The organism is Campylobacter concisus (assembly GCF_001298465.1).
Classification (GTDB): domain Bacteria; phylum Campylobacterota; class Campylobacteria; order Campylobacterales; family Campylobacteraceae; genus Campylobacter_A; species Campylobacter_A concisus.
Window position 1 is genome coordinate 658,784 of sequence record NZ_CP012541.1, and the last position, 20,376, is coordinate 679,159.

The 20,376-nt window shown below is 35.0% G+C and carries 23 protein-coding genes, 5 tRNA genes and 1 pseudogene; 24 read left to right on the top strand and 5 right to left on the bottom strand.

Annotated elements, in window-relative coordinates; genetic code table 11:
* From CCON33237_RS03350 to ribA, 4 genes are read right to left on the bottom strand one after another with little or no spacing between them, the layout of a single operon-like run.
* Positions 1–366, bottom strand: coding sequence for a hypothetical protein (locus tag CCON33237_RS03350; RefSeq protein WP_054196389.1), 366 nt, complete (start codon positions 364–366; stop codon positions 1–3).
* Complete coding sequence (locus tag CCON33237_RS03355; protein ID WP_054196390.1) at positions 363–557, bottom strand: hypothetical protein; 195 nt, start codon at positions 555–557, stop codon at positions 363–365. The genes CCON33237_RS03350 and CCON33237_RS03355 overlap by 4 nt, the downstream gene beginning before the upstream one ends.
* Positions 554–1,120 (bottom strand): 16S rRNA (guanine(527)-N(7))-methyltransferase RsmG, encoded by a 567-nt coding sequence (rsmG, locus tag CCON33237_RS03360; protein WP_054197389.1) that lies wholly within the window; start codon positions 1,118–1,120, stop codon positions 554–556. Before rsmG ends, CCON33237_RS03355 begins: the two co-directional genes overlap by 4 nt.
* Positions 1,120–1,683, bottom strand: a complete 564-nt coding sequence (ribA, locus tag CCON33237_RS03365; RefSeq protein WP_054196391.1) for a GTP cyclohydrolase II — start codon at positions 1,681–1,683, stop codon at positions 1,120–1,122. The genes rsmG and ribA overlap by 1 nt, the downstream gene beginning before the upstream one ends.
* 68 nt (positions 1,684–1,751) lie before the next feature.
* On the opposite strand from ribA, the gene hemB reads away from it, so the two are divergent.
* The 11 genes and pseudogenes from hemB (at position 1,752) to CCON33237_RS03420 (ending at position 14,644) form a co-directional block, all read left to right on the top strand.
* Positions 1,752–2,723: a porphobilinogen synthase gene (gene hemB / locus CCON33237_RS03370; protein ID WP_054196392.1), complete on the top strand. Its 972-nt coding sequence runs from the start codon at positions 1,752–1,754 to the stop codon at positions 2,721–2,723.
* Position 2,724: 1 nt separating this feature from the next.
* Positions 2,725–3,642, top strand: coding sequence for an ornithine carbamoyltransferase (gene argF / locus CCON33237_RS03375; RefSeq protein ID WP_054196393.1), 918 nt, complete (start codon positions 2,725–2,727; stop codon positions 3,640–3,642).
* Positions 3,639–4,124 (top strand): DUF2603 domain-containing protein, encoded by a 486-nt coding sequence (locus CCON33237_RS03380; protein ID WP_054196394.1) that lies wholly within the window; start codon positions 3,639–3,641, stop codon positions 4,122–4,124. The genes argF and CCON33237_RS03380 overlap by 4 nt, the downstream gene beginning before the upstream one ends.
* Positions 4,117–5,478, top strand: a complete 1,362-nt coding sequence (gene hemN, locus CCON33237_RS03385; RefSeq protein WP_054196395.1) for an oxygen-independent coproporphyrinogen III oxidase — start codon at positions 4,117–4,119, stop codon at positions 5,476–5,478. The genes CCON33237_RS03380 and hemN overlap by 8 nt, the downstream gene beginning before the upstream one ends.
* Before the next feature lie 114 nt (positions 5,479–5,592).
* Positions 5,593–7,262 (top strand): annotated as a pseudogene (locus tag CCON33237_RS03390) (TolC family protein).
* 20 nt (positions 7,263–7,282) lie between these two features.
* On the top strand, positions 7,283–7,939 hold the full coding sequence (locus CCON33237_RS03395) for a transglutaminase-like cysteine peptidase (RefSeq protein ID WP_054196396.1): 657 nt from the start codon (positions 7,283–7,285) through the stop codon (positions 7,937–7,939).
* On the top strand, positions 7,936–9,885 hold the full coding sequence (locus CCON33237_RS03400) for a bifunctional diguanylate cyclase/phosphodiesterase (RefSeq protein WP_054196397.1): 1,950 nt from the start codon (positions 7,936–7,938) through the stop codon (positions 9,883–9,885). Before CCON33237_RS03395 ends, CCON33237_RS03400 begins: the two co-directional genes overlap by 4 nt.
* Before the next feature lie 3 nt (positions 9,886–9,888).
* Positions 9,889–12,027 (top strand): type I secretion system permease/ATPase, encoded by a 2,139-nt coding sequence (locus CCON33237_RS03405; protein WP_054196398.1) that lies wholly within the window; start codon positions 9,889–9,891, stop codon positions 12,025–12,027.
* Positions 12,028–12,029: 2 nt separating this feature from the next.
* Entirely contained in the window at positions 12,030–13,496 is a 1,467-nt protein-coding gene (locus CCON33237_RS03410; RefSeq protein WP_054196399.1) for an HlyD family type I secretion periplasmic adaptor subunit, read from the top strand.
* Entirely contained in the window at positions 13,496–13,987 is a 492-nt protein-coding gene (locus CCON33237_RS03415) for a DUF5416 family protein (protein ID WP_054196400.1), read from the top strand. The genes CCON33237_RS03410 and CCON33237_RS03415 overlap by 1 nt, the downstream gene beginning before the upstream one ends.
* Before the next feature lie 18 nt (positions 13,988–14,005).
* On the top strand, positions 14,006–14,644 hold the full coding sequence (locus CCON33237_RS03420) for a response regulator transcription factor (RefSeq protein ID WP_054196401.1): 639 nt from the start codon (positions 14,006–14,008) through the stop codon (positions 14,642–14,644).
* Positions 14,645–14,851: 207 nt separating this feature from the next.
* Here CCON33237_RS03420 and CCON33237_RS03425 read toward each other — a convergent pair whose 3' ends face one another.
* Positions 14,852–15,100 (bottom strand): hypothetical protein, encoded by a 249-nt coding sequence (locus tag CCON33237_RS03425; RefSeq protein ID WP_021090800.1) that lies wholly within the window; start codon positions 15,098–15,100, stop codon positions 14,852–14,854.
* 236 nt (positions 15,101–15,336) lie between these two features.
* Here CCON33237_RS03425 and CCON33237_RS03430 point away from each other — a divergent pair.
* The 13 genes from CCON33237_RS03430 (at position 15,337) to rplL (ending at position 20,349) form a co-directional block, all read left to right on the top strand.
* Positions 15,337–15,412, top strand: a tRNA-Thr gene (locus CCON33237_RS03430).
* A 53-nt stretch (positions 15,413–15,465) separates the two neighbouring features.
* Positions 15,466–15,550: transfer RNA gene (locus CCON33237_RS03435), tRNA-Tyr, on the top strand.
* 7 nt (positions 15,551–15,557) lie between these two features.
* Positions 15,558–15,634: transfer RNA gene (locus CCON33237_RS03440), tRNA-Gly, on the top strand.
* Between the two features lie 126 nt (positions 15,635–15,760).
* Positions 15,761–15,835 (top strand) — tRNA-Thr (locus CCON33237_RS03445).
* Positions 15,836–15,909: 74 nt separating this feature from the next.
* Positions 15,910–17,109 carry an elongation factor Tu gene (gene tuf, locus CCON33237_RS03450; protein WP_021090663.1) on the top strand — a complete coding sequence of 400 codons (1,200 nt, stop codon included), beginning with the start codon at positions 15,910–15,912 and terminating at the stop codon, positions 17,107–17,109.
* A 56-nt stretch (positions 17,110–17,165) separates the two neighbouring features.
* Positions 17,166–17,324 (top strand): 50S ribosomal protein L33, encoded by a 159-nt coding sequence (gene rpmG, locus CCON33237_RS03455; protein WP_035167196.1) that lies wholly within the window; start codon positions 17,166–17,168, stop codon positions 17,322–17,324.
* 13 nt (positions 17,325–17,337) lie between these two features.
* Positions 17,338–17,413, top strand: a tRNA-Trp gene (locus CCON33237_RS03460).
* 17 nt (positions 17,414–17,430) lie between these two features.
* Positions 17,431–17,610 (top strand): preprotein translocase subunit SecE, encoded by a 180-nt coding sequence (gene secE, locus CCON33237_RS03465; RefSeq protein ID WP_054196402.1) that lies wholly within the window; start codon positions 17,431–17,433, stop codon positions 17,608–17,610.
* Between the two features lie 14 nt (positions 17,611–17,624).
* Positions 17,625–18,155 (top strand): transcription termination/antitermination protein NusG, encoded by a 531-nt coding sequence (gene nusG / locus CCON33237_RS03470; protein WP_054196403.1) that lies wholly within the window; start codon positions 17,625–17,627, stop codon positions 18,153–18,155.
* A 10-nt stretch (positions 18,156–18,165) separates the two neighbouring features.
* The gene (gene rplK / locus CCON33237_RS03475) at positions 18,166–18,591 is read left to right on the top strand and encodes a 50S ribosomal protein L11 (RefSeq protein WP_054196404.1); all 426 of its coding nucleotides are present in this window, start codon (positions 18,166–18,168) and stop codon (positions 18,589–18,591) included.
* Between the two features lie 59 nt (positions 18,592–18,650).
* The gene (gene rplA, locus CCON33237_RS03480; protein WP_054196405.1) at positions 18,651–19,352 is read left to right on the top strand and encodes a 50S ribosomal protein L1; all 702 of its coding nucleotides are present in this window, start codon (positions 18,651–18,653) and stop codon (positions 19,350–19,352) included.
* A 104-nt stretch (positions 19,353–19,456) separates the two neighbouring features.
* Complete coding sequence (gene rplJ / locus CCON33237_RS03485) at positions 19,457–19,942, top strand: 50S ribosomal protein L10 (RefSeq protein ID WP_054196406.1); 486 nt, start codon at positions 19,457–19,459, stop codon at positions 19,940–19,942.
* A 29-nt stretch (positions 19,943–19,971) separates the two neighbouring features.
* A complete protein-coding gene (gene rplL, locus CCON33237_RS03490) occupies positions 19,972–20,349 on the top strand; it encodes a 50S ribosomal protein L7/L12 (RefSeq protein ID WP_054196407.1) in 378 nt (125 codons plus the stop codon).
* Positions 20,350–20,376: the final 27 nt, after the last annotated feature.

Here is a 20,376-nt window from a genome sequence, read left to right on the forward strand (position 1 = left end):
TTATTCTTTTATAGCATTTGGCAAGATCGCGGCATCGATGTTAAATTTTGCAAGCTGTGCTAGCTCGCTTTCATCTTTTATCAAAACAGCTATAAGTGCGTCAAATAAATAACTCTCAGCAATCTTCGCTAGATCTTTTGCAATATCAATATCTGCGATAATAAATTTTGCTCCAGCCGCGTTTGCGATAATGGCTTCATTTGCATTCGTCACAAAAACGCTAAAGCTTGCTCCAACTTCTAGTGCTCTTTTTATGAAATTTCTATCAAATTTAAAGAGATTTTGCCTGCTGCTTGAAATTTCATCTTCACTTTTACAAAGATATAGTGGCTCAAATTTGATCAGCTCATCACCTAAAATTTTCATCTCTCACCCTTTATGCACTCTTTGCAGATGTATTTTCCGTCTCTTAATACCATTTGATCGATGTCGCTAAAGACACCGCATTTGCTACACTCTTCGAAGTTGCTGGTGCTTATCTTGTCGCTTTTTTTTCTATTTTTAAAAAATATGATGTAAATCGCAATCAAAATCGCTACAAAAAGCAAGTATTTCAATGTTTTTCTCCATGTTTTTTGAGATTAAAAAATATGTAGTTTCTATTTTTTTCATTATAAATTTGCGCGTCTATGCCTGAAATTTCATCCATGACACTAGAGCCTTTATAGATGAGAAATTTAGTATTTTCATCGTAAAAACCATCGCAAATTTTTATAAGCTCTTTTGTCTTGCTAAGTGCCCTTGAGGTGATGAGATTAGCTATAAATTTATATGCAAGCTCGATCTTTTGGCTATGAACTTCTAAATTTTCTATGTCAAGCTCGATCTTAGCGTAGCTTAGAAATGATGACTTTTTGGCTATCGGCTCAAAAAGGTGCCACTTTGTTTGCGGCATCGCAAGCGCTAAAAATATCGCTGGAAAGCCAGCTCCACTGCCTACATCTATCGCTGTTTTGGCACTTAGGTCAAAAATTTCAAGCGGCTTTATGCTATCAAGCACCTGCTCGCTTATGTCTTTATAATTGCTTAAGCTATGAACTTTGTTAAATTTAGCAAAAATTTGAGCGTAAGCCTTTACTTTTTCGTTAAATTCAGCTGGCAAGCAAAGCTCATTTTTTATCACAAGATGTGTCCCATTTGCTCTTTTTTTACTTTCAAGTAGTCTTCGTTAAATTTATTTGGCTTGATGACGATAGGTACGCGTTTTACAATCTTTACTGAGCTTAGTCCGTGAAGTTTTAATGGATTATTTGTGAGTAAATTTACCTCTTTTATGCCGTAGTGATTTAGGATAAAATCAACCACTTCATACGTCCTCTCATCGGCCTTAAAACCTAGCTGGTGATTAGCCTCAATGGTGTCAAAGCCCTTGTCTTGGAGGCTGTAAGCGTTTATCTTGTTTAAAAGCCCGATATTTCTGCCCTCTTGACGCAGGTAGATGACCATGCCACCATTTTCTTCGATATATTTCAGGCTCGCTTCAAGCTGGTCGCGGCAGTCGCACTTTAGGCTTCCGATCGCATCGCCAGTTAGGCATTCGGAGTGAATTCTAAGATTTACCGTCTCGCTTAAAGGCTCTTTGTAGATCACTAGGTGCTCTTTTGACCCTTCTTTGAAGGCTTGAACCTTATAAGTGCCAAATCTTGAAGGTAGATTTGCGGCGTTTGAAATTTCTATTTTCATTTTAAATTTACTCCAACTGTGCTAAACTAGCTAAAAATCACGCATTTTAACAAAGAAAAGGCAAAAATATGTTTAAACGTTTTAGAAGATTAAGAATAAATCCAGCTTTAAGAGAGATGGTAAGAGAGACTAGCCTTAGCGTAAATGACTTTATCTATCCGCTCTTTGTAGTTGAGGGCAAAGGCGTTAAAAACGAGATCGCTTCGATGCCGGGCGTTTATCAAATGAGTATCGATGAAATTTTAAAAGAGTGCGAAGAGATAGTAAATTTAGGTATAAAATCGATTATTTTATTTGGCATACCAAGCCTAAAAGATAGCGTTGGCAGTGACGCACTAAGTAATGACGGCATTATCGCAACCGCGCTTAGAGCCATAAAAGATAAATTCCCAAATTTAGTAGTCGTCACCGATCTTTGCTTTTGCGAATACACAGACCACGGTCACTGCGGCATAATCGACCACGTGCATAACACCATTGACAACGACGCAACGCTTGAAATTTCAGCCAAACAAGCTCTAATACACGCTCAAAATGGCTCTGACATGATCGCACCAAGTGGCATGATGGATGGCATCATCGCAACGCTAAGAGAGACGCTTGATAGCAATGGCTTTGAGAATTTGCCAGTGATGGCTTACTCGACTAAATTTGCCTCAGCATACTACGGACCATTTCGTGACGTAGCGCAAAGCGCTCCAAGCTTTGGCGATAGAAAGAGTTACCAAATGGACAGCGCAAACCGCCTTGAAGCTATAAATGAGAGCTTGCAAGACGAGGTGCAAGGCGCTGATATCTTGATGGTAAAGCCAGCGCTTGCCTATCTTGACATCGTTAGGGAGCTTAGAAATTTAACACTTTTGCCACTTTGTGTCTATAACGTAAGCGGTGAGTACGCACTGCTAAAAGCTGGCGCAAAAGCTGGCATCATCGACTATGATCGCGTTATGATGGAGACTTTGATCGGCTTTAAAAGAGCAGGGGCAAATTTGATCATTTCGTATCACGCAAAAGAAGCAGCCAAAATTTTAAGGGGCTAAGATGAGGCACTTTTTGACGTTAAATGACTTTAGCAAAGATGAAATCGAGCAGATTATAAATTTAGCCCGCAAGATCAAAAAAGAGGCGAAGGCTAGAGAATTTAAGCCATATCTTAAAGACCAAAAGCTTGCTATGATATTTGAAAAAAGCTCGACTAGAACGAGAGTAAGCTTTGATGTGGGCATGCATGAGCTTGGCGGATATGCGCTATTTTTAAGCAAAAATGATATACAAATAGGCCGTGGCGAGCCAATCCGCGACACCGCTAGAGTGATAAGTAGGATGTGTGACATGGCTATGCTAAGGGTCGATAAACACGAGACACTAGAGGAATTTGCTAAATTTTCAAGCGTACCAGTGATAAACGGACTAAGCGATAAATTTCACCCAGTGCAGCTAATGGCGGATTATCTTACGATGCTTGAATTTAGCGCAGGCGAGAAGGTAGCGTACGTAGGTGATGGTAACAACATGACTCACTCGTGGCTCATGCTAGCCAGCAAACTTGGCCTTGAACTAAGGGTCGCTACGCCAAAAGGCTACGAGGCGGACGCTGAAATTTTAAAAATGGCTAATGAAAACGCAAAAATTTCAGGGGCTAAAATTTTTATCACAAATGATATAAAAGAAGCGGTAAATGGTGCCGATGTAGTGACTACGGATACTTGGGTATCAATGGGACAAGAGGCCGAGAAAGAAAAGAGACTAAAGGACTTTGCTGGATACTGCGTGGATGAAAATTTGATGAGCTTAGCTAAAAAAGATGCGATATTTTTGCACTGCTTGCCAGCTTATAGAGGCTATGAGGTGAGCGAGACTGTCTTTGAGAGGCACGCGGATGAAATTTTTAGCGAGGCTGAAAACAGGCTTCATGCCCAAAAAGGTGTAATGGTCTGGCTAGATGAGAGAAGAAGATGAGCAAAGAAAAAAGTATATATGATGAGATAGATGAGATCGGCAATAACCTTGGGCTGAGTAGCCCTGAAAAAACGATCTTTGAGATAGTTTCAACCAAAAACCCAAATGAGCATATTTTAAATTTAAAAAGTGGCTCTTGGGACTCAAAAGAGCCGTGGTTTGGTATTGATGAAAATCAAAATTTACACACGGTAATCTCTGTAAAATCGCTTTCAGCTTTGATCGAGGCCTTAAAAGAGTCTCAAAAAGAAAATTTTGATCTAAGGCTTGAAAAGACGATCTGGCAAAATATACCGGTTGATTTTAGCGATGTTTGGGTGGTTGCTATGGATGAGATAAAAAAGATCGCAAGCGATAAAAAAAGCAGACAATTTAATATTGATCTTGACAAACTAGTAAAAAATATCAAAAAAGAGCACCCAAATTTATTTGTAGACATAAAAGAGGTGATTCAAATGGCAAGGAGTAGGGCAGATGATTGATTTTAGTGCTTATGTAAAGTATTCAAGGCCAGGGCCAAGATATACTAGCTATCCGACAGCACCAGAGTTTAGTGATAAATTTAGCTATGAGGCATATATAAAAGAGCTTGAAGGCCGTGATCTAAAGCGACCGCTTTCGCTTTATTTACACTTGCCATTTTGCAGAAGTGCTTGTTATTTTTGTGGCTGTAATGTCATTTATACGAGCAAAGAGGACCGCAAAGAGAAATATATAAGATATATAGAAAAAGAGCTTGAAATTTTAGCTCACCACCTGGACACCAGTGCTGAGGTCTTACAGATGCACTTTGGTGGCGGTACACCAACATTTTATAATGCCGCTCAGCTTGATGAGATCATCAAACTTATTAAAGCTAAATTTAAAAATTTCTCAAAAGAGGCTGAGATAAGTTGTGAGATAGATCCGAGATTTTTGACAAATGAGCAGCTTGACGTGCTCATATCTCATGGCTTTAACCGCATAAGCTACGGCGTGCAAGACTTTGATGAAAAGGTGCAAAAAGAAATTCATAGAATTCAGCCCTATGAGATCACTCAAAATGCCGTAAAAATGGCTAGGCAAAAGGGCATAAAATCAATCAATATGGACCTGATCTATGGCCTGCCGTATCAAAGCCTAGAGAGCTTTAAAAAGACGCTTGAGCTAGCCCTCACACTTGATCCTGATAGGCTTGCGGTATTTAACTACGCTCACGTACCGTGGATAAAAAAGTCAATGCGTAAATTTGATGAGACGACACTGCCAAATCCAGAAGTGAAGCTTGAAATTTTAAAATTTACGGCTGAGTTTTTAACCAAAAATGGCTATAAAATGATAGGAATGGATCACTTTGCAAAGCCAAATGATGAGCTTTTTGGTGCTCTGGCAAATGGTACTTTGCATAGAAATTTTCAAGGTTATACGACAAAGGGTGGCGCTGATCTTATTGGTATAGGCGTGACAAGTATCGGTGAGTGCAAAAGGCACTACGCACAAAATCATAAAGACATGGACGAGTATGAAAAGGCGATCGATAGTGGGAAGTTGCCATATGCAAAGGGAATTTATCTAAGTGATGAAGATTTGCTTAGAAAGAGTGTGATTATGAACTTAATGAGTAATTTTGGGCTTGATATCAAAGCTATCGAGAATAAATTTCATATAAATTTCTTTGAACACTTTAAGGAAGAGCTTGAGGAGCTTAAAAATTTAAGTGAATTTGTCAATATTACAGCAGATAAAATCAGCGTAAATGAAACAGGGACACTAATAATACGCAATATTGCAATGTGCTTTGACGAGTATCTTAAGAAAATTCCCGAGAATTTAAGGCGTTTTTCTAAAACTATATAAAAATTATTTTTTTGTCATAAGATATTTAAAATGCATTTAATATTTCTTGGTGTATAATTCGCATTAAATTTTAAGTATAGACTTAATAATAAAAAAGGTAAAAGGATCTTAGTTATGAAAAAGATATTGGCAATTAGTGCTTTGGCAGCAACTGTGCTGTCAGCTCAAGATGTTCCTTATAGGATTTTTCTAGCTTCATTTGCACAAGATGATAATCAGGCTAGAATTGATAGTGCTGTTAATAAAGTTAATAGCAAAATTTCTGATAGCAGACTAACTACAGGTATCTATGAGGTTGGTGGACGAAAATTTTTGTATGTTGACACAGTTCCAGTTTCTGAAAATGAAGCTAATGAATTATTGACTAAAGTTCAAAATGAGTCAGGATATAAAGATGCTTTAATGAGAGCAAAAGCACCTGTAGCTGATACTCAAATAACAAAAAAATCTAATATAGAACAAGCTATATCAACTGAAGTAAAACCAGTAGCACAAGTTGATGATGGAGTTTTGACTTTAGATCAAGTTATAAAGACTATTTTAAATGAAAATCCAAGTTTAAAAGCTACAGAATTTAACTATCTACAAGTTGGTAAAGATCTAAAAATAGCAAAAAATGCCTATTATCCAACACTTGACGCTGCTGCTAGAGTGGGATATGAGAAAAAACGCCTTGATGATGGAGTTTCTACAAGAAGAGGAGATGGAAGAATTTCTGGCACATCTCTAACCTTGGTTGAAAATTTATATAATGGTGGTGCTGATAAAAATAGAATAAATTCTCAAAGCGCAAGGCTTGATTCAGCTGCTTATTCAGTAGCACAAGCTGCAGATAGACTTACATTAAATGCTACAAATGCTTACTTGCAAGTTCTTCAAACTAAGAGAATTTTAGACATTGAAGAAGAAAACGTAAAGAGTCATGAGGAAATTTATAGCCAAATTAAAGATAGAGCAAGATCAGGTTATGGCGTAGCTTCTGAAGAGAGACAAGCTGGATCACGCTATACTCTAGCTCAATCAAACTATACAGCTGCTAAAAATAACTATGAAGATGCACTTTCTACATTTGAGAAATTATATGGAAAAAAAGTTGCAGCTAAAAATTTAGTAATGCCTGAGTTTAGCCTTCCTTTGCCTAGCACGAAAGAAGCTGTTTACAACAAAGCCATTCTTTGCAATCCGTCACTTTTGGTTCAAAAATCAAATATTGCTATGGCAGAGTCAGTTGTGAAAGAGAAAAATGCGCATTCTTGCCAAAACTAGATCTTGTTGTATCTGGTGCGTATGATCATTCAAATGTTTTATATGACAATTATGAAGAACAAACATTTGACGCACTTTTAAGACTAAACTATAACCTTTACAATAAAGGTAATGATAAACTAGATAAAGAAAAAAGCCAACTTGCCGTTCAACAAGAGCAACAAACTTTGGATAATCTTGTAAGAGAGCTTAAAGAATCTTTGGAATTTTCATGGCAAAATTATGTTCTTAACCAAGAAAAAATGGGATACTTAAATCAACACGTTGAGTATGCTAAAGCTACACTTGATGCTTATCAGGATGAATTTAGAATCGGTCGTCGCGATCTTATAAACTTGCTTGATGCTGAAAATGAATATAACTCTGCGTTAAAAGAGATTGCTACAACTGAGACAGCACTATCTTATGCAAAATACAGACTGTTAGATAATATGGGAATGATCTCAGATAGCTTTGAACCAGGTTTTGCAAAGAGATACATTCAAGGTGCTTGCAGCATTCAAAACGATTTAAGATAAAAATGTAAAAAGTAATGACCATGAGGGTCAAGACAAATTTTTGGACGCTTATAGTAAGCGTCCTTTTTTTATTATTAGCAAGTGCTATTGGAGATTTTATAAAATCAACAACTATAGCAAAGGTAGCTAAAATTTATGGAGAAGATGCAAGAAGAAGAGCTTCTGCTCTAAATTCTTTAATGACTTCATTGCAAGATGCAACTGAACAAGAGAAATTAATAAAAGTAAATGACTTTTTTAACTCTTTTAGATGGGTTGATGATATGCAACTTTGGCACAAAAAGGATTATTGGGCTACTAGAATGGAATTTATAGGAAAAGGTGCTGGTGACTGCGAAGACTACGTTATTGCAAAATATTTTACACTAAAGCAACTAGGAATTCCAACTCAAAAATTATACTTCACATATGTTAAAGCCTTAAGATACAATCAAGCTCATATGGTTTTAGCATACTACGATACACCAAAATCTATTCCATTAATTTTAGATAACATAAATGGTAAAATAAAAATCGCAACTCAAAGAACAGACCTTGTTCCAGTTTATAGTTTTAATGGTGATTCGCTATACTTGGCAAAACAAGAAGGTCTTGGTCAAGCAATACCAGGTGGAAATAAAAAACAAAATCCTAAGTGGATGGAACTAATAGATAGGATAGGAAAAGAGGATTTATGACGCTATTTAAACAAATTATGATCGCCGTGATAACTTTTGGTATCATGATTTTTGTGGCTGTTGGCTACTTAAATTTTAAGAGCCTAAATGGATATATTAATGACCAGCTTGGTGAAAACGCAAGACATACAGCAAATTCGCTTGGACTTGCTTTAAAGCCTATTATCGATCCAGATGACATGTCCTTGGCTCAAACAATGATAAATTCTATGTTTGACAGCGGTAGATACAAGCTTATTAAACTTGAAGATGTTGATGGCAAGGTTCTTATTGAAAATTCTCAACAAACTGTTGTTAAAGATATTCCCGAGTGGTTTTACAAAATAGCCAAGTTTGAAGCGCCAATAGCAGATAGCGAGATTATGACTGGCTGGGCAAAATTTGGCACGCTTTATGTTCAAGGTAGTACCGCACTAGCCTATAATGAGCTTTATACCAACTCAAAAAATATTTTTAATTTTCTTCTTCTAATGATAATTGTCACTCTTGTGGTGGCATATTTCGCTCTAAAAGCTATTTTTAGACCGCTTATGAAGGTTCAAGATCAGGCTGAGGCTATACTTGATAATAAATTTATCATTCAAAAAAGAATTCCATTTACAGCCGATCTTAAAAAAATGGTTCTAGCTATGAACTCTATGGTTAGTAAGGTAAAAGACATTTTTGAGAGAGAGGCGGCCACACTCAGTAAATATCAAGAGCTTTTATATAAAGATACAATGAGTGGTGCTAATAACAGAAGATTTTTTCAAACTAAATTTAGTGAGTATCTAGCTAGTGAAGAATATTCAAGTGGTGTTGCTTTACTTGTTAGTTTTAAAGATCTAATAAATTTAAAAAGTACGCTTGGCTTTGAAAAATGGCAAAGCGTTGTAATGAAAATAGCTCAAATTTTACAAGAAAAATCAATTCATAATGATAAAAATGCGATTGTTGCAAGGCTTAACGATAATGATTTCATTGTACTTTCGTATGGTAGAAATTCATCAAATTTCTTGGCTCTATGTGATGAAATTATGAACGAGTTTAAAAAGCTTTATGCAAATTTTGCACTAAATGATAGCGAGTATCCAGTAAATGCTGCGATAGTTGAGTATTCGCCAAATACTGATATCAAGACACTTCTTACTTCAGCTGACGTTACATTGGCTAGCTCAAGACTTGCTGGTAGCTTTACATATAAGGTATTTAATGAAAATCAAAATACTTTAGTGATTGGTAAAGAGAAGTATAAAGAGCTTATTTTTGACTCAATAAAAGAGGATGAATTTAAATTTGCAGCTCAAAAAGTGATTGATCTTGATTCAAATTTTGAGCAGTATGAGCTTTATTTGAGGCTTGTTGATAAAGATGGTGTATGGCGTATGGCCTCATATTTCATGCCGATGGTAAATGAGTTAAATTTAGGTGCAATGCTTGATCTTCATATCTTAAATAGGGTAGCCAGAATTTTACCGGAGAATATCCTGCCAAGTGGCAATTTAGCCATAAATTTGGGAAAAGAGATATTAAACTCAGATGAAAATTTTTCAAAACTTGAAGCTACACTTAAAAAGATAAGTCAGATTTCGAAATATAAAAACTATATAGAAATTCCAAATAAAGACGATATTAGCATAGAAAGTATAGTTAAGCTTACTAAAAAATTAAAAGAACTTGGCTTTGGATTTGGTTTTGACCACTTCGAGCTTAACGCAAAAGGTATCGAGAAACTAAAAGAATTTAACCCTGATTATGTAAAAATTCAGTCAAATGTCTTGATTGACTTCTTAAGTGATAAGTCAGGGGTAAACACAAAACAATCACTTGATGTTGTTTTAAGCTCAAAAGACATTATTTTGATCGCAATCGGTGTTGAAAGCGAAGAGCAGAAGAAAAAGTTAATCGATCTTGGCATTAAAAATATGCAAGGAATTTATATAGATGAAATTAAGAACATTGGATGATAGATGCATAGTGATAAGATAAAAGATGAGCTGCTTCAATGTTTGGTTATTTTTACCAAGCTTCATAATAATCCATACAGCGCTGATGCTTTAACTATTGGCTTGCCAGTAAAAGATGGCGATGAGATTGAGCTTTTTTCACTTAAAAGCTCAAGGTCTTTATTTTCTCGTGCTGCTTCTCGTGCTGGCTTTGCTTCTACTCTTGTAAGAAAAGATCTTGAACAAATCTCTCCTTTAGTTTTACCTTGCATTTTAATGCTTAGAGGCAAAAAAGCTTGCATATTGCAATCTTTTAGTAAAGATAAAAAGACAGCAAATATCATAACACCAGAACTTTCAACTGGTACTAGTGCGATAGAAATAAGTAAATTAAAAGAAGAATATTTAGGCTATGCATACTATCTAAAGCGCGAGTTTGTTCCAGAGGATACTAGCTCAACAAAGCTAATTGATGCGGGTAATGACCACTGGTTTTGGGGAACTCTAAAACGTTCAAAAAAGATTTATTTTGATGTTGTTCTTGCAAGTTTTATTATAAATTTATTTGTTCTTGCTAGTCCGCTTTTTACGATGAACGTATATGACCGTGTTGTGCCAAATAATGCGGTTGAGACACTTTGGGTCTTAGCACTTGGTGTAAGTGTAGTTTATGGTATAGATCTTTTTTTAAAATTTGTAAGATCATATTTCCTTGAGATTGCTGGCAAAAAGAGTGACATCATAATGAGCTCTATTTTATTTGAGCGCGTTATGGATATGAAATTTAGCAATAAACCAAAATCTGTTGGCTCATTCGCTAGTAATCTAAAAGAGTTTGATACGGTTAGAAATTTCTTCTCGTCAGCCTCATTGGCAGCCATTGTCGATCTTCCATTTGCGATCATTTTCTTGATAGTTACTTATTTTATAGGAAGCTATATTGTACTCGTGCCAATTGTTATCATGATAGCTATTTTATGTTATACATTTTTTATAAAAGATCCACTTCAAAATGCTATTAAAAGTACATTTGAGGCTTCAGCTATAAAAAATGGAATTTTAATAGAGAGCCTTAGCAGTCTTGAAACCATCAAAACTCTTGGTGCTAGCGGACATATACAGTGGAACTGGGAAGAGGCAACCGGTGAAATAGCAAATAGAAGCATTAAATCAAAAATTATCACAACTTCGATAACCACTGTTACATCTTTTTTAGTGCAATTAAATACTATTGCCATCATCGTTCTTGGTGTCTATATGATACAAGATACACATCTTACAATGGGTGGTCTTATCGCTGCGGTTATGCTTAGCTCTCGCGCTATCGCTCCTATGGGACAGGTGGCTTCACTTGCTGCAAATTTTGAGCAGACAAAAACAGCATATCAAAGTCTTAGCAAGATTATGCAAATGCCTGTCGAAAGGCCAGAAGGTAAAAAATTTGTTAGAAGAAATTCTTTTGATGGAAAGATTGAGTTTAAGAATGTAAGCTTTACATATCCAGATACCACAAAAGGTTCGCTTGATAGGATAAATTTTGTTATTCAGCCAGGTGAAAAAGTTGGCATTATAGGCAAAAATGGCTCTGGAAAAACTACTTTACAAAAGCTCATTTTGGGACTTTACTCACCAACTGAAGGCTCAGTGCTAATAGATGGTATTGATATTAATCAAATTGATCCAGCCGATCTTAGGCGAAACATCGGCTACGTTCCGCAAGATGTTGTGCTTTTTAAAGGAACGGTTAGAGAAAATATTGTTCAAAAAGCGCCATATGTTGATGATATTCAGATTATAAAAGCAGCCAAAGTAAGTGGGGTTGATGAATATGTAAATGCTCATCCGCTTGGATTTGACATGCCGGTCTTTGAAAGAGGCGATGGCATAAGTGGTGGACAGCGTCAAAGCATAGCTGTGGCTAGGGCATTTTTATTAGATAGTCCTATTATTTTGCTTGATGAGCCAACAAATTCTCTTGATAATACAGTTGAAAATAAGTTAAAAATAAATTTAAAGACAAATACAGCAAATAAAACGATGCTGCTTGTCACACATAGGACGTCGATGCTAGATCTTGTTGATAGACTTATAGTTATGGACAATGGCAAAATTTTATTGGACGGACCAAGAGATGAAGTTTTAGCAAGACTTAGTGGGAAGTGATCATGCAAGAAGATATCAAGAATAAACAAAATGAAAATCCAAAAAACGAAAAAAGATTAATTTCTGAAAATAACATAAAAGAACAAGAGGAAGCTAGTAATAAAATTTTAAATAGTGTAGATGACATAAAGTCTAATCTTCAAACAAAAAATTATGATGCTTATGATTTGAAATTTATGTCAAGTCTTTCTGAGGCTGTTTTGGCTAAAGCCCCATCAACATCTAAAAAGATACTCTATACGGTTGCCATAACTATGTTTTGGCTTCTTGTTTGGGCCTCTTGGGCACAAATAGATGAGATTACAAGAGGTAGTGGCAAGATCATCCCGTCTGGAAAAAACCAAGCGATACAAAATCTTGAAGGCGGTATAGTCGATCAAATTTTTGTAAAAGAGGGTGATGAAGTCAAGAAAGATCAAATTCTAATAAGGCTAGATAATAAAAATTTTACGAGTAGTTATGGTGAATCAAAACTAAGACTTGATGAACTTCAAGCAAAATTTATGAGGCTTGATGCTGAGGCAAATGATAAGGATTTTGACTACGATGAAGCTAGAGATGCGAACAATAGCAAAGCCATAAGATATGAGCTAAGTTTGCATAGTTCAAATATCGATCACTTAAATGAACAGATAGGAATTTTAACAGAGCAAATTCATCAACGCCAGAGTGAGTTGGTCGAACTAAAAAATAAAATTTCTCAAACTCAGAATAGCTATAACCTTGTTCTAAAAGAAAAGGCCATTATGGAGCCAATCTTTAAAAAAGGTCTTGTTAGTGAGGTTGAATACATTCAGCTTCAAAGACGAGTAAATGATCTAAGAGGCGAGCTTGATGCTGCTGTTCTTGCTGTACCAAGAGTTGAATCAACTATAAAAGAAGCGAAAAATAAGATCGAAGAAGCAAAACTTGCATTTAAAAACAATGCAAAAAAAGAGCTAAATGAAGTTTCAGCGGAGATTGCAAGGATAAATGAATCACAAATTAGCCTAAGCGATAGAGTGGAAAGAACATATGTAAGATCTCCAGTAAATGGTATCGTCAGCAAAATGATGGTTCATACCGTATCAGGAGTTATTAAGCCTGGTGAAAATATTGCTGAGATCGTTCCTCTTGAAGATAAACTGGTTGCTGAAGTAAAAGTAAAGCCAGCCGATGTTGCATTTTTGAGGCCTGGACTTGATACGATGGTTAAATTTACAGCTTATGATTTTAGTATTTACGGTGGTTTAAAAGGCAAAGTAACACAGATTAGTGCCGATACGGAGACTAATGAAAAAACTGGCGAGAGCTATTATTTAGTTAGGATAGAAACTGAGAAAAATTATCTTGGTAGCGAAGAAAAACCGCTTAGGATAAAAGTTGGTATGATAGTCTCAGCTGATATCATTACCGGCAAAAAGACAATACTTGATTATTTATTAAAGCCTATTTTAAAGGCAAAACAAAATGCCTTAACGGAGAGGTAATGGGCAAGATCGCTTTTTATGATAAGAAATTTGATGAATACGACATTGAAAAATTTCAAAATTTACAAAATTTCTATCTCATAAAAGATAATCATTGCTGCGATATAGTTAATGATGAAATTGAACGATTTAAATTTAGTGATTGTGAAATAGAATTTTTACAATTAGTAGATGTTGCTAGCAGACATGAAAAGCTATTTAAAAATCTAAAAATTTACGATGATATAGTAAGAAGTATTAAAATTTTAATAAAAGGCTATGACCAGAGTTTGGATAAATTTGACTTTGATCCTGGAATTTTAAATTTAAATACCCCTTATAAATATGCTATATCACAAGATTTTTTTGAAATGACCATTTTTTTAGAAGAAAAACCTTCTATGGTTACTAAATTTTTATCATCGATAGATTACAAGATACATAAAAATGGCGAAAGTCGTCACGTAGAATTTTTTATAAATAATAAAAAAATTTATGAAAGAATCATATAAATAATCCAAGGAAAGGTAATGCAAGTTATTTTATTTACACAAAATAGTGCATTAAACAATATTTGGAGAAGCTATTTTACTGGCAATAGCGATGTGAAATTTATACATAATAGAAAAGAGTTTTTTTCTCATATAAATGATGATATTGATATTATAGGCATTGATATTGATGTTTTTAAAGATAATATTGATGATGTTATAAAAAATATAATTGAAAATTCCCCAAACATAAAAATACTCATACTCTCAAATAGGCCAACGATAAACGAAGGCAAGCATCTGCTTACGCTTGGAATCAAGGGCTATGCAAATTCTCACATGAGAAAGACACACTTTGAAGATGCTTTTGAAGCTATTTTTAATGGAAATATATGGCTTTATCAAGAATTTGTTCAGGCAATGATTAGTGAGCTAACCGGCTCGTATATTAATAGTGAAAGTGAAAAGGCAGATAAAAGGACTGACCTCTCTGAGCTTAGTTTAAGGGAAAGAGAAATCGCAGATTTAATCTATCAGGGTCTAACAAATAATGAAATTTCAGAAAAAACAGGTATTACACTAAGAACAGTCAAAGCACATACAAGCTCGATTTATAGTAAGCTAAATGTAAAGGATAGAATAGGGCTTGTGCTTTTGATGAAGCAGCTTGACGCATAAAATCTTGACTTGTTTTTTGAAAAAATAAGATTCTTCGTCAAAAACTATAAATTTTTATACATGCGCCCATAAAGAAATACATATACAACTTTTACTAGCTGAAGAATACAATAAATATAAAATTTTCAAATAAAAAATAATTTGCTAAAATCTTAAATAAAAATTTCTAGCAAATTTATTAATAGCCGAGATAAGAAATCAGAAACTTTAGTCTTCCAAATCGATATCTACTTTTTCAACATTTGTTATGATGTCTTTTGTATTTTTTTCAATATCGTGTTTATTTTTTTCAATAAGTGATCTATTTTGTCCAATCAAATCCCTATTTTCTTTAATGCCATCACTATTTTGTTCAATTAATTTGCTAAGAGTTGATATTCTTTTCTCATAACGTATCATTAAAAAATAAATTACGTAAATTAGTAATAAAATTATCGCCCAAGGTAAAAATTGCATATTAAATCCTTATATATTTTTTGTAATTATAGAAATTTTAGCTTTTAAAAAAAATAAAACCATAAAAATTATACATATTTTATAAATACTTAATAATGCATTACGGATTTAAATGTAATAAAAATTTGTATTCTTAAATGGTTATATTTTATGATTTTAATTTTTATGAAAATTTTTTAAATTTCCCTTGACTTTTACCTTGTTTTGATATATAATTGCCACTTCACAAAACAGGTGCTGGTGTAGCTCAGTTGGTAGAGCTACTGCCTTGTAAGCAGTGGGTCGGCGGTTCAAGTCCGTTCACCAGCTCCATTTTTGTAACAGTGTTTGACCAGAAAATACCAAAATAGTTTATTAATGTTTAAGGTGAGATACTCAAGCGGCCAACGAGGGCAGACTGTAAATCTGCTGACTATGTCTTCCGTGGTTCGAATCCACGTCTCACCACCATTGTTATGCGGGAGTAGCTCAGTTGGCTAGAGCATCAGCCTTCCAAGCTGAGGGTCGCGGGTTCGAGCCCCGTTTCCCGCTCCAAAATTTGGGAAAATAAACTGGGAGCTGTATCTAGATTTTACTAAACACAGTTATTCCTTACTTTATTTTCAAAATTTTTAGTTGTTTGTATTATTTAATTGGAATCATCTCTGCCAAGCGTTTTTCGCTCATATGGCTCAGAGGTAGAGCGCTTCCTTGGTAAGGAAGAGGTCGCGGGTTCAAGTCCCGCTATGAGCTCCACTGGTTAATATGATTTTATTATGATTATACAAATTTGGTAAGAAAAAAGACATATATCACATACGGAGGAAAAGATGGCTAAAGAAAAATTTTCACGTAACAAGCCGCACGTAAACATAGGTACTATTGGTCACGTAGATCATGGTAAAACTACATTAACAGCTGCAATATCTGCTGTTCTTTCACGCAAAGGACTTGCTGAGCTAAAAGATTATGATAATATTGATAATGCTCCAGAAGAAAAAGAGCGTGGTATTACAATTGCTACTTCACATATTGAGTACGAGACAGAGAAACGCCACTATGCCCACGTTGACTGCCCTGGTCACGCCGACTATGTAAAAAATATGATTACAGGTGCTGCACAAATGGATGGAGCTATTCTGGTTGTTTCTGCAGCTGATGGTCCAATGCCACAAACTAGAGAGCATATTTTATTATCACGCCAAGTTGGTGTTCCATACATTGTTGTTTTCATGAACAAAGCTGATATGGTTGATGATGCAGAGCTACTTGAATTGGTTGAAATGGAAATCCGTGAATTACTTAATGAGTATAATTTCCCAGGCGATGATACACCTATTGTTTCTGGTTCAGCACTTAAAGCTCTTGAAGAGGCAAAAGCTGGTCAAGATGGTGAATGGTCAGCAAAAATTATGGAATTAATGGATGCAGTTGATAGCTATATTCCAACTCCAGTTCGTGCAACAGATAAAGACCTTCTTATGCCAATCGAAGATGTTTTTTCGATTTCAGGTCGTGGTACAGTTGTAACTGGTAGAATTGAAAAGGGTGTTATAAAAGTTGGTGATACAATTGAAATTGTTGGTATTAAACCAACTCAAACAACGACAGTTACTGGTGTTGAAATGTTTAGAAAAGAGATGGATCAAGGCGAAGCTGGTGATAATGTCGGCGTTCTTCTCCGTGGTACCAAAAAAGAGGACGTTGAGCGTGGTATGGTTCTTTGCAAGCCTAAATCAATTACCCCTCATACAAAATTTGAAGGCGAAGTCTATATCTTGACAAAAGAAGAAGGTGGTCGCCATACTCCTTTTTTTAATAACTATAGACCACAATTCTACGTAAGAACAACTGATGTTACTGGTTCAATTACGCTCCCAGAAGGAACAGAGATGGTTATGCCAGGTGATAATGTAAGAATTTCTGTTGAATTGATTGCTCCAGTAGCACTTGAGGAAGGCACTCGTTTTGCTATCCGTGAAGGTGGTAGGACTGTTGGTTCAGGTGTTGTTTCAAAAATACTTGGTTAATTTATAAAAATTTGTCAAAGGGAGGATATCCCTTTGATATCTTAATAAGGACTTATATGAGAATTAAAATTGGTTTAAAATGCTCCGAAAGTGGTGATATAAATTATACAACAACTAAAAATAGTAAAACTACTACGGATAAAGTTGAACTTAAAAAGTATTGCCCAAGATTAAAAAAACATACTATTCATAAAGAAGTTAAATTAAAAAGTTAATTAAGAAGCTATTAGGGCAATAGCTCCAACGGTAGAGCGCTGGATTCCAAATCCAATGGTTGGGGGTTCGAATCCCTCTTGCCCTGCCACGACTAAGGTTAAGATTATGGAGAAAATTATAAATTATATTAAGCTTTCTAAATTGGAAATAATGAAGGTTATCTATCCTACAAAAGAACAAATTAGAAATGCTTTTTTTGCAGTTTTTATCGTAGTTGCTGTTGTATCACTTTTTTTAGCTCTTGTCGATGTTATTATGTCCTTTGTTCTATCTAAAGTTGTATGATATAAGGAAAAGTAATGTCACATAAATGGTATGCTATACAGACTTACGCTGGAAGCGAAATGGCAGTAAAAAGAGGAATTGAAAATTTAGTAAAAGATCATGGAATAGAAGATCAGCTAAAAGAAGTTATAGTTCCTACAGAAGACGTAATTGAGATAAAAAATGGTAAGCAAAAAATCAACGAAAGAACTCTTTATCCAGGTTATGCTTTTGCATGCTTAGACCTTGATACAGCTCTTTGGCACAGGATTCAATCTTTACCAAAAGTTGGACGTTTTATTGGTGAGGCCAAAAAACCTACGCCATTATCTGAAAAAGATATAAATACTATTTTGGAAAAAGTTCAAAAAAGGGCTGCACCAAAACCTAAGATATTCTTTGAGGATGGTGAGAGTGTTCGTATAACAGAAGGTCCTTTTGCTAACTTTACAGGTATTGTTGAAGAATATGACATGATACATGGCAAACTTAGGCTTAATGTTTCTATTTTTGGTAGAAGCACCCCTGTTGATATTTTGTATTCACAAGTTGAGAAGATAATTTAAGGAGCAAAAAATGGCTAAAAAAGTTATAGGTGAAATAAAATTACAAATTGCTGCAACAAAAGCAAACCCTAGTCCGCCGGTTGGTCCAGCTCTTGGACAAAAAGGTGTTAATATTATGGAATTTTGTAAAGCCTTTAATGAGAGAACAAAAGATATGGTTGGGTTTAATATTCCAGTTGTTATAACTGTTTATGCTGATAAAAGTTTTACATTTATCACAAAACAGCCTCCTGCTACAGATCTTATTAAAAAGGCTGCAGGTATAACAAAAGGAACTGATAATCCTTTAAAAAATAAAGTAGGCAAACTAACAAAAACTCAAGTTTTAGAAATAGTTGAGAAAAAACTTGTTGATTTAAATACAAACGATAGAGAGCAAGCAGCTAAAATTATTGCTGGTTCAGCTCGATCAATGGGTGTCGAAGTAATAGACTAAAACCTTTACCGTCAGGTTGATTAGCAAAAGACGGAAGCAATATATATGCGGAGAAATTTATGGGAAAAACTAGCAAGAGATTTCAAGAATTGCTCAAAAAAGTAGAGCAAGATAAAATTTATAACCTTAGCGAAGCTATTGACACAGTTAAAACTTTGGCTTCTGCTAAATTTAATGAAACAGTTGAGATCGCATTAAAATTAAATGTTGATCCAAGGCATGCTGATCAAATGGTTCGTGGTTCAGTTGTTTTGCCGGCCGGTACAGGTAAAACTGTAAGAGTTGCTGTTATTGCTAAAGATGCTAAAGCTGATGAGGCAAAGGCAGCTGGTGCTGATATTATTGGTGCAGATGATTTAATTGAAGATATACAAAAAGGTATAATGAATTTTGATGTTCTTATAGCTACTCCAAACTTAATGGGTCTAGTAGGTAAAGTCGGTAGAATTTTAGGACCAAAAGGTTTGATGCCAAACCCAAAAACTGGAACAGTTACAATGGACGTTGCTCAAGCTGTAAATAATGCAAAGAGCGGTCAAGTAAATTTCCGTGTTGACAAACAAGGAAACATCCATGCTGGCCTTGGCAAAGTAAACTTTACTAAAGAACAACTTAGTGAAAATATTTCAACATTTATAAAAGCAATAAATAAACATAAACCAGCTGCTGCAAAAGGTAGATATGTTAAAAATGCTTCATTGTCTTTAACAATGAGCCCATCTATATCTCTTGATACTCAAGAAGTTATGGATTTAAAATAAAAATTTAGACAAAATTTATATCTTAGATTGGAGATAGCCGAGGCCTTTGGGCTTAATTGATTCGACCCGCTCTGCTTGAAATCGCCGGTCGGAAAGGAGAAAAAGTGACACGTAACGAAAAATCTGAAGTTGTTGCAAAATTAGAGAGTGAATTTAAAATTGCTGAAGCTATTGTAGTTTGTGACTATCGTGGTCTTTCAGTCAAAAAACTTGAAGTTTTAAGAAATTCTGCAAAAGAACAAAATGTAAAAGTTCAAGTTATTAAAAATACTCTTGCAAATATTGCTCTTAAAAATTCTGATAAAGTCGGAATGGAACTTAAAGATACAAATATCTATCTTTGGAGCGAAGATCAATTAGCAGTAACTAAAGTAGCCGCAAAATTTGAAGAGTCTAATGCTGATCTTTTCAAAATCAAAACAGCTTATATTGATGGCGAAGTTGCAAGCGTTGATAAAGTTAAAGCTCTATCTAAAATGCCTAGTCGTGATGAGCTTATTGCGATGCTTTTGCAAGTTTGGAATGCGCCAATTCAAAATTTCACAATTGGTTTGAATGCGCTTAAAGAGAAAAAAGAACAATCAGCTTAATTAAAATTAAAAAATAATAAGGATTAAAAATGGCAATTACTAAAGAAGACGTATTAGAATTTATATCTAATCTTTCTGTACTTGAACTTAGCGAACTTGTAAAAGAGTTTGAAGAGAAATTTGGTGTTAGTGCAGCTCCTGTAATGGTAGCTGGTGGTGCTGTTGCTGCTGCTGGCGCAGCTGCTGCTGAAGAAAAAACAGAATTTAATATCGTTCTTGTTGATTCTGGTGATAAGAAAATCAACGTTATTAAAGTTGTTAGAGCACTTACTGGTCTTGGTCTTAAAGAGGCTAAAGACGCAGTTGAGGGAACACCATCTGTTCTTAAAGAAGGCGTTAGCAAAGATGAAGCTGAAGCAGCTAAAAAAGAGCTTGAAGAGGCTGGTGCTAAGGTTGAACTTAAATAATTTTTTATTATTTGAGCTTAATATTTC

Coding starts and splice junctions, on each gene's coding strand:
- nusG (WP_054196403.1), top strand. CDS start 17,625: ATGTCACATAAATGGTATGCTATACAGACTTACGCTGGAAGCGAAATG.
- CCON33237_RS03410 (WP_054196399.1), top strand. CDS start 12,030: ATGCAAGAAGATATCAAGAATAAACAAAATGAAAATCCAAAAAACGAA.
- tuf (WP_021090663.1), top strand. CDS start 15,910: ATGGCTAAAGAAAAATTTTCACGTAACAAGCCGCACGTAAACATAGGT.
- rpmG (WP_035167196.1), top strand. CDS start 17,166: ATGAGAATTAAAATTGGTTTAAAATGCTCCGAAAGTGGTGATATAAAT.
- argF (WP_054196393.1), top strand. CDS start 2,725: ATGAGGCACTTTTTGACGTTAAATGACTTTAGCAAAGATGAAATCGAG.
- CCON33237_RS03350 (WP_054196389.1), bottom strand. CDS start 366: ATGAAAATTTTAGGTGATGAGCTGATCAAATTTGAGCCACTATATCTT.
- CCON33237_RS03420 (WP_054196401.1), top strand. CDS start 14,006: ATGCAAGTTATTTTATTTACACAAAATAGTGCATTAAACAATATTTGG.
- rplK (WP_054196404.1), top strand. CDS start 18,166: ATGGCTAAAAAAGTTATAGGTGAAATAAAATTACAAATTGCTGCAACA.
- hemB (WP_054196392.1), top strand. CDS start 1,752: ATGTTTAAACGTTTTAGAAGATTAAGAATAAATCCAGCTTTAAGAGAG.
- secE (WP_054196402.1), top strand. CDS start 17,431: ATGGAGAAAATTATAAATTATATTAAGCTTTCTAAATTGGAAATAATG.
- CCON33237_RS03405 (WP_054196398.1), top strand. CDS start 9,889: ATGCATAGTGATAAGATAAAAGATGAGCTGCTTCAATGTTTGGTTATT.
- hemN (WP_054196395.1), top strand. CDS start 4,117: ATGATTGATTTTAGTGCTTATGTAAAGTATTCAAGGCCAGGGCCAAGA.
- ribA (WP_054196391.1), bottom strand. CDS start 1,683: ATGAAAATAGAAATTTCAAACGCCGCAAATCTACCTTCAAGATTTGGC.
- CCON33237_RS03380 (WP_054196394.1), top strand. CDS start 3,639: ATGAGCAAAGAAAAAAGTATATATGATGAGATAGATGAGATCGGCAAT.
- rplA (WP_054196405.1), top strand. CDS start 18,651: ATGGGAAAAACTAGCAAGAGATTTCAAGAATTGCTCAAAAAAGTAGAG.
- CCON33237_RS03415 (WP_054196400.1), top strand. CDS start 13,496: ATGGGCAAGATCGCTTTTTATGATAAGAAATTTGATGAATACGACATT.
- CCON33237_RS03425 (WP_021090800.1), bottom strand. CDS start 15,100: ATGCAATTTTTACCTTGGGCGATAATTTTATTACTAATTTACGTAATT.
- CCON33237_RS03400 (WP_054196397.1), top strand. CDS start 7,936: ATGACGCTATTTAAACAAATTATGATCGCCGTGATAACTTTTGGTATC.
- rplL (WP_054196407.1), top strand. CDS start 19,972: ATGGCAATTACTAAAGAAGACGTATTAGAATTTATATCTAATCTTTCT.
- CCON33237_RS03395 (WP_054196396.1), top strand. CDS start 7,283: ATGAGGGTCAAGACAAATTTTTGGACGCTTATAGTAAGCGTCCTTTTT.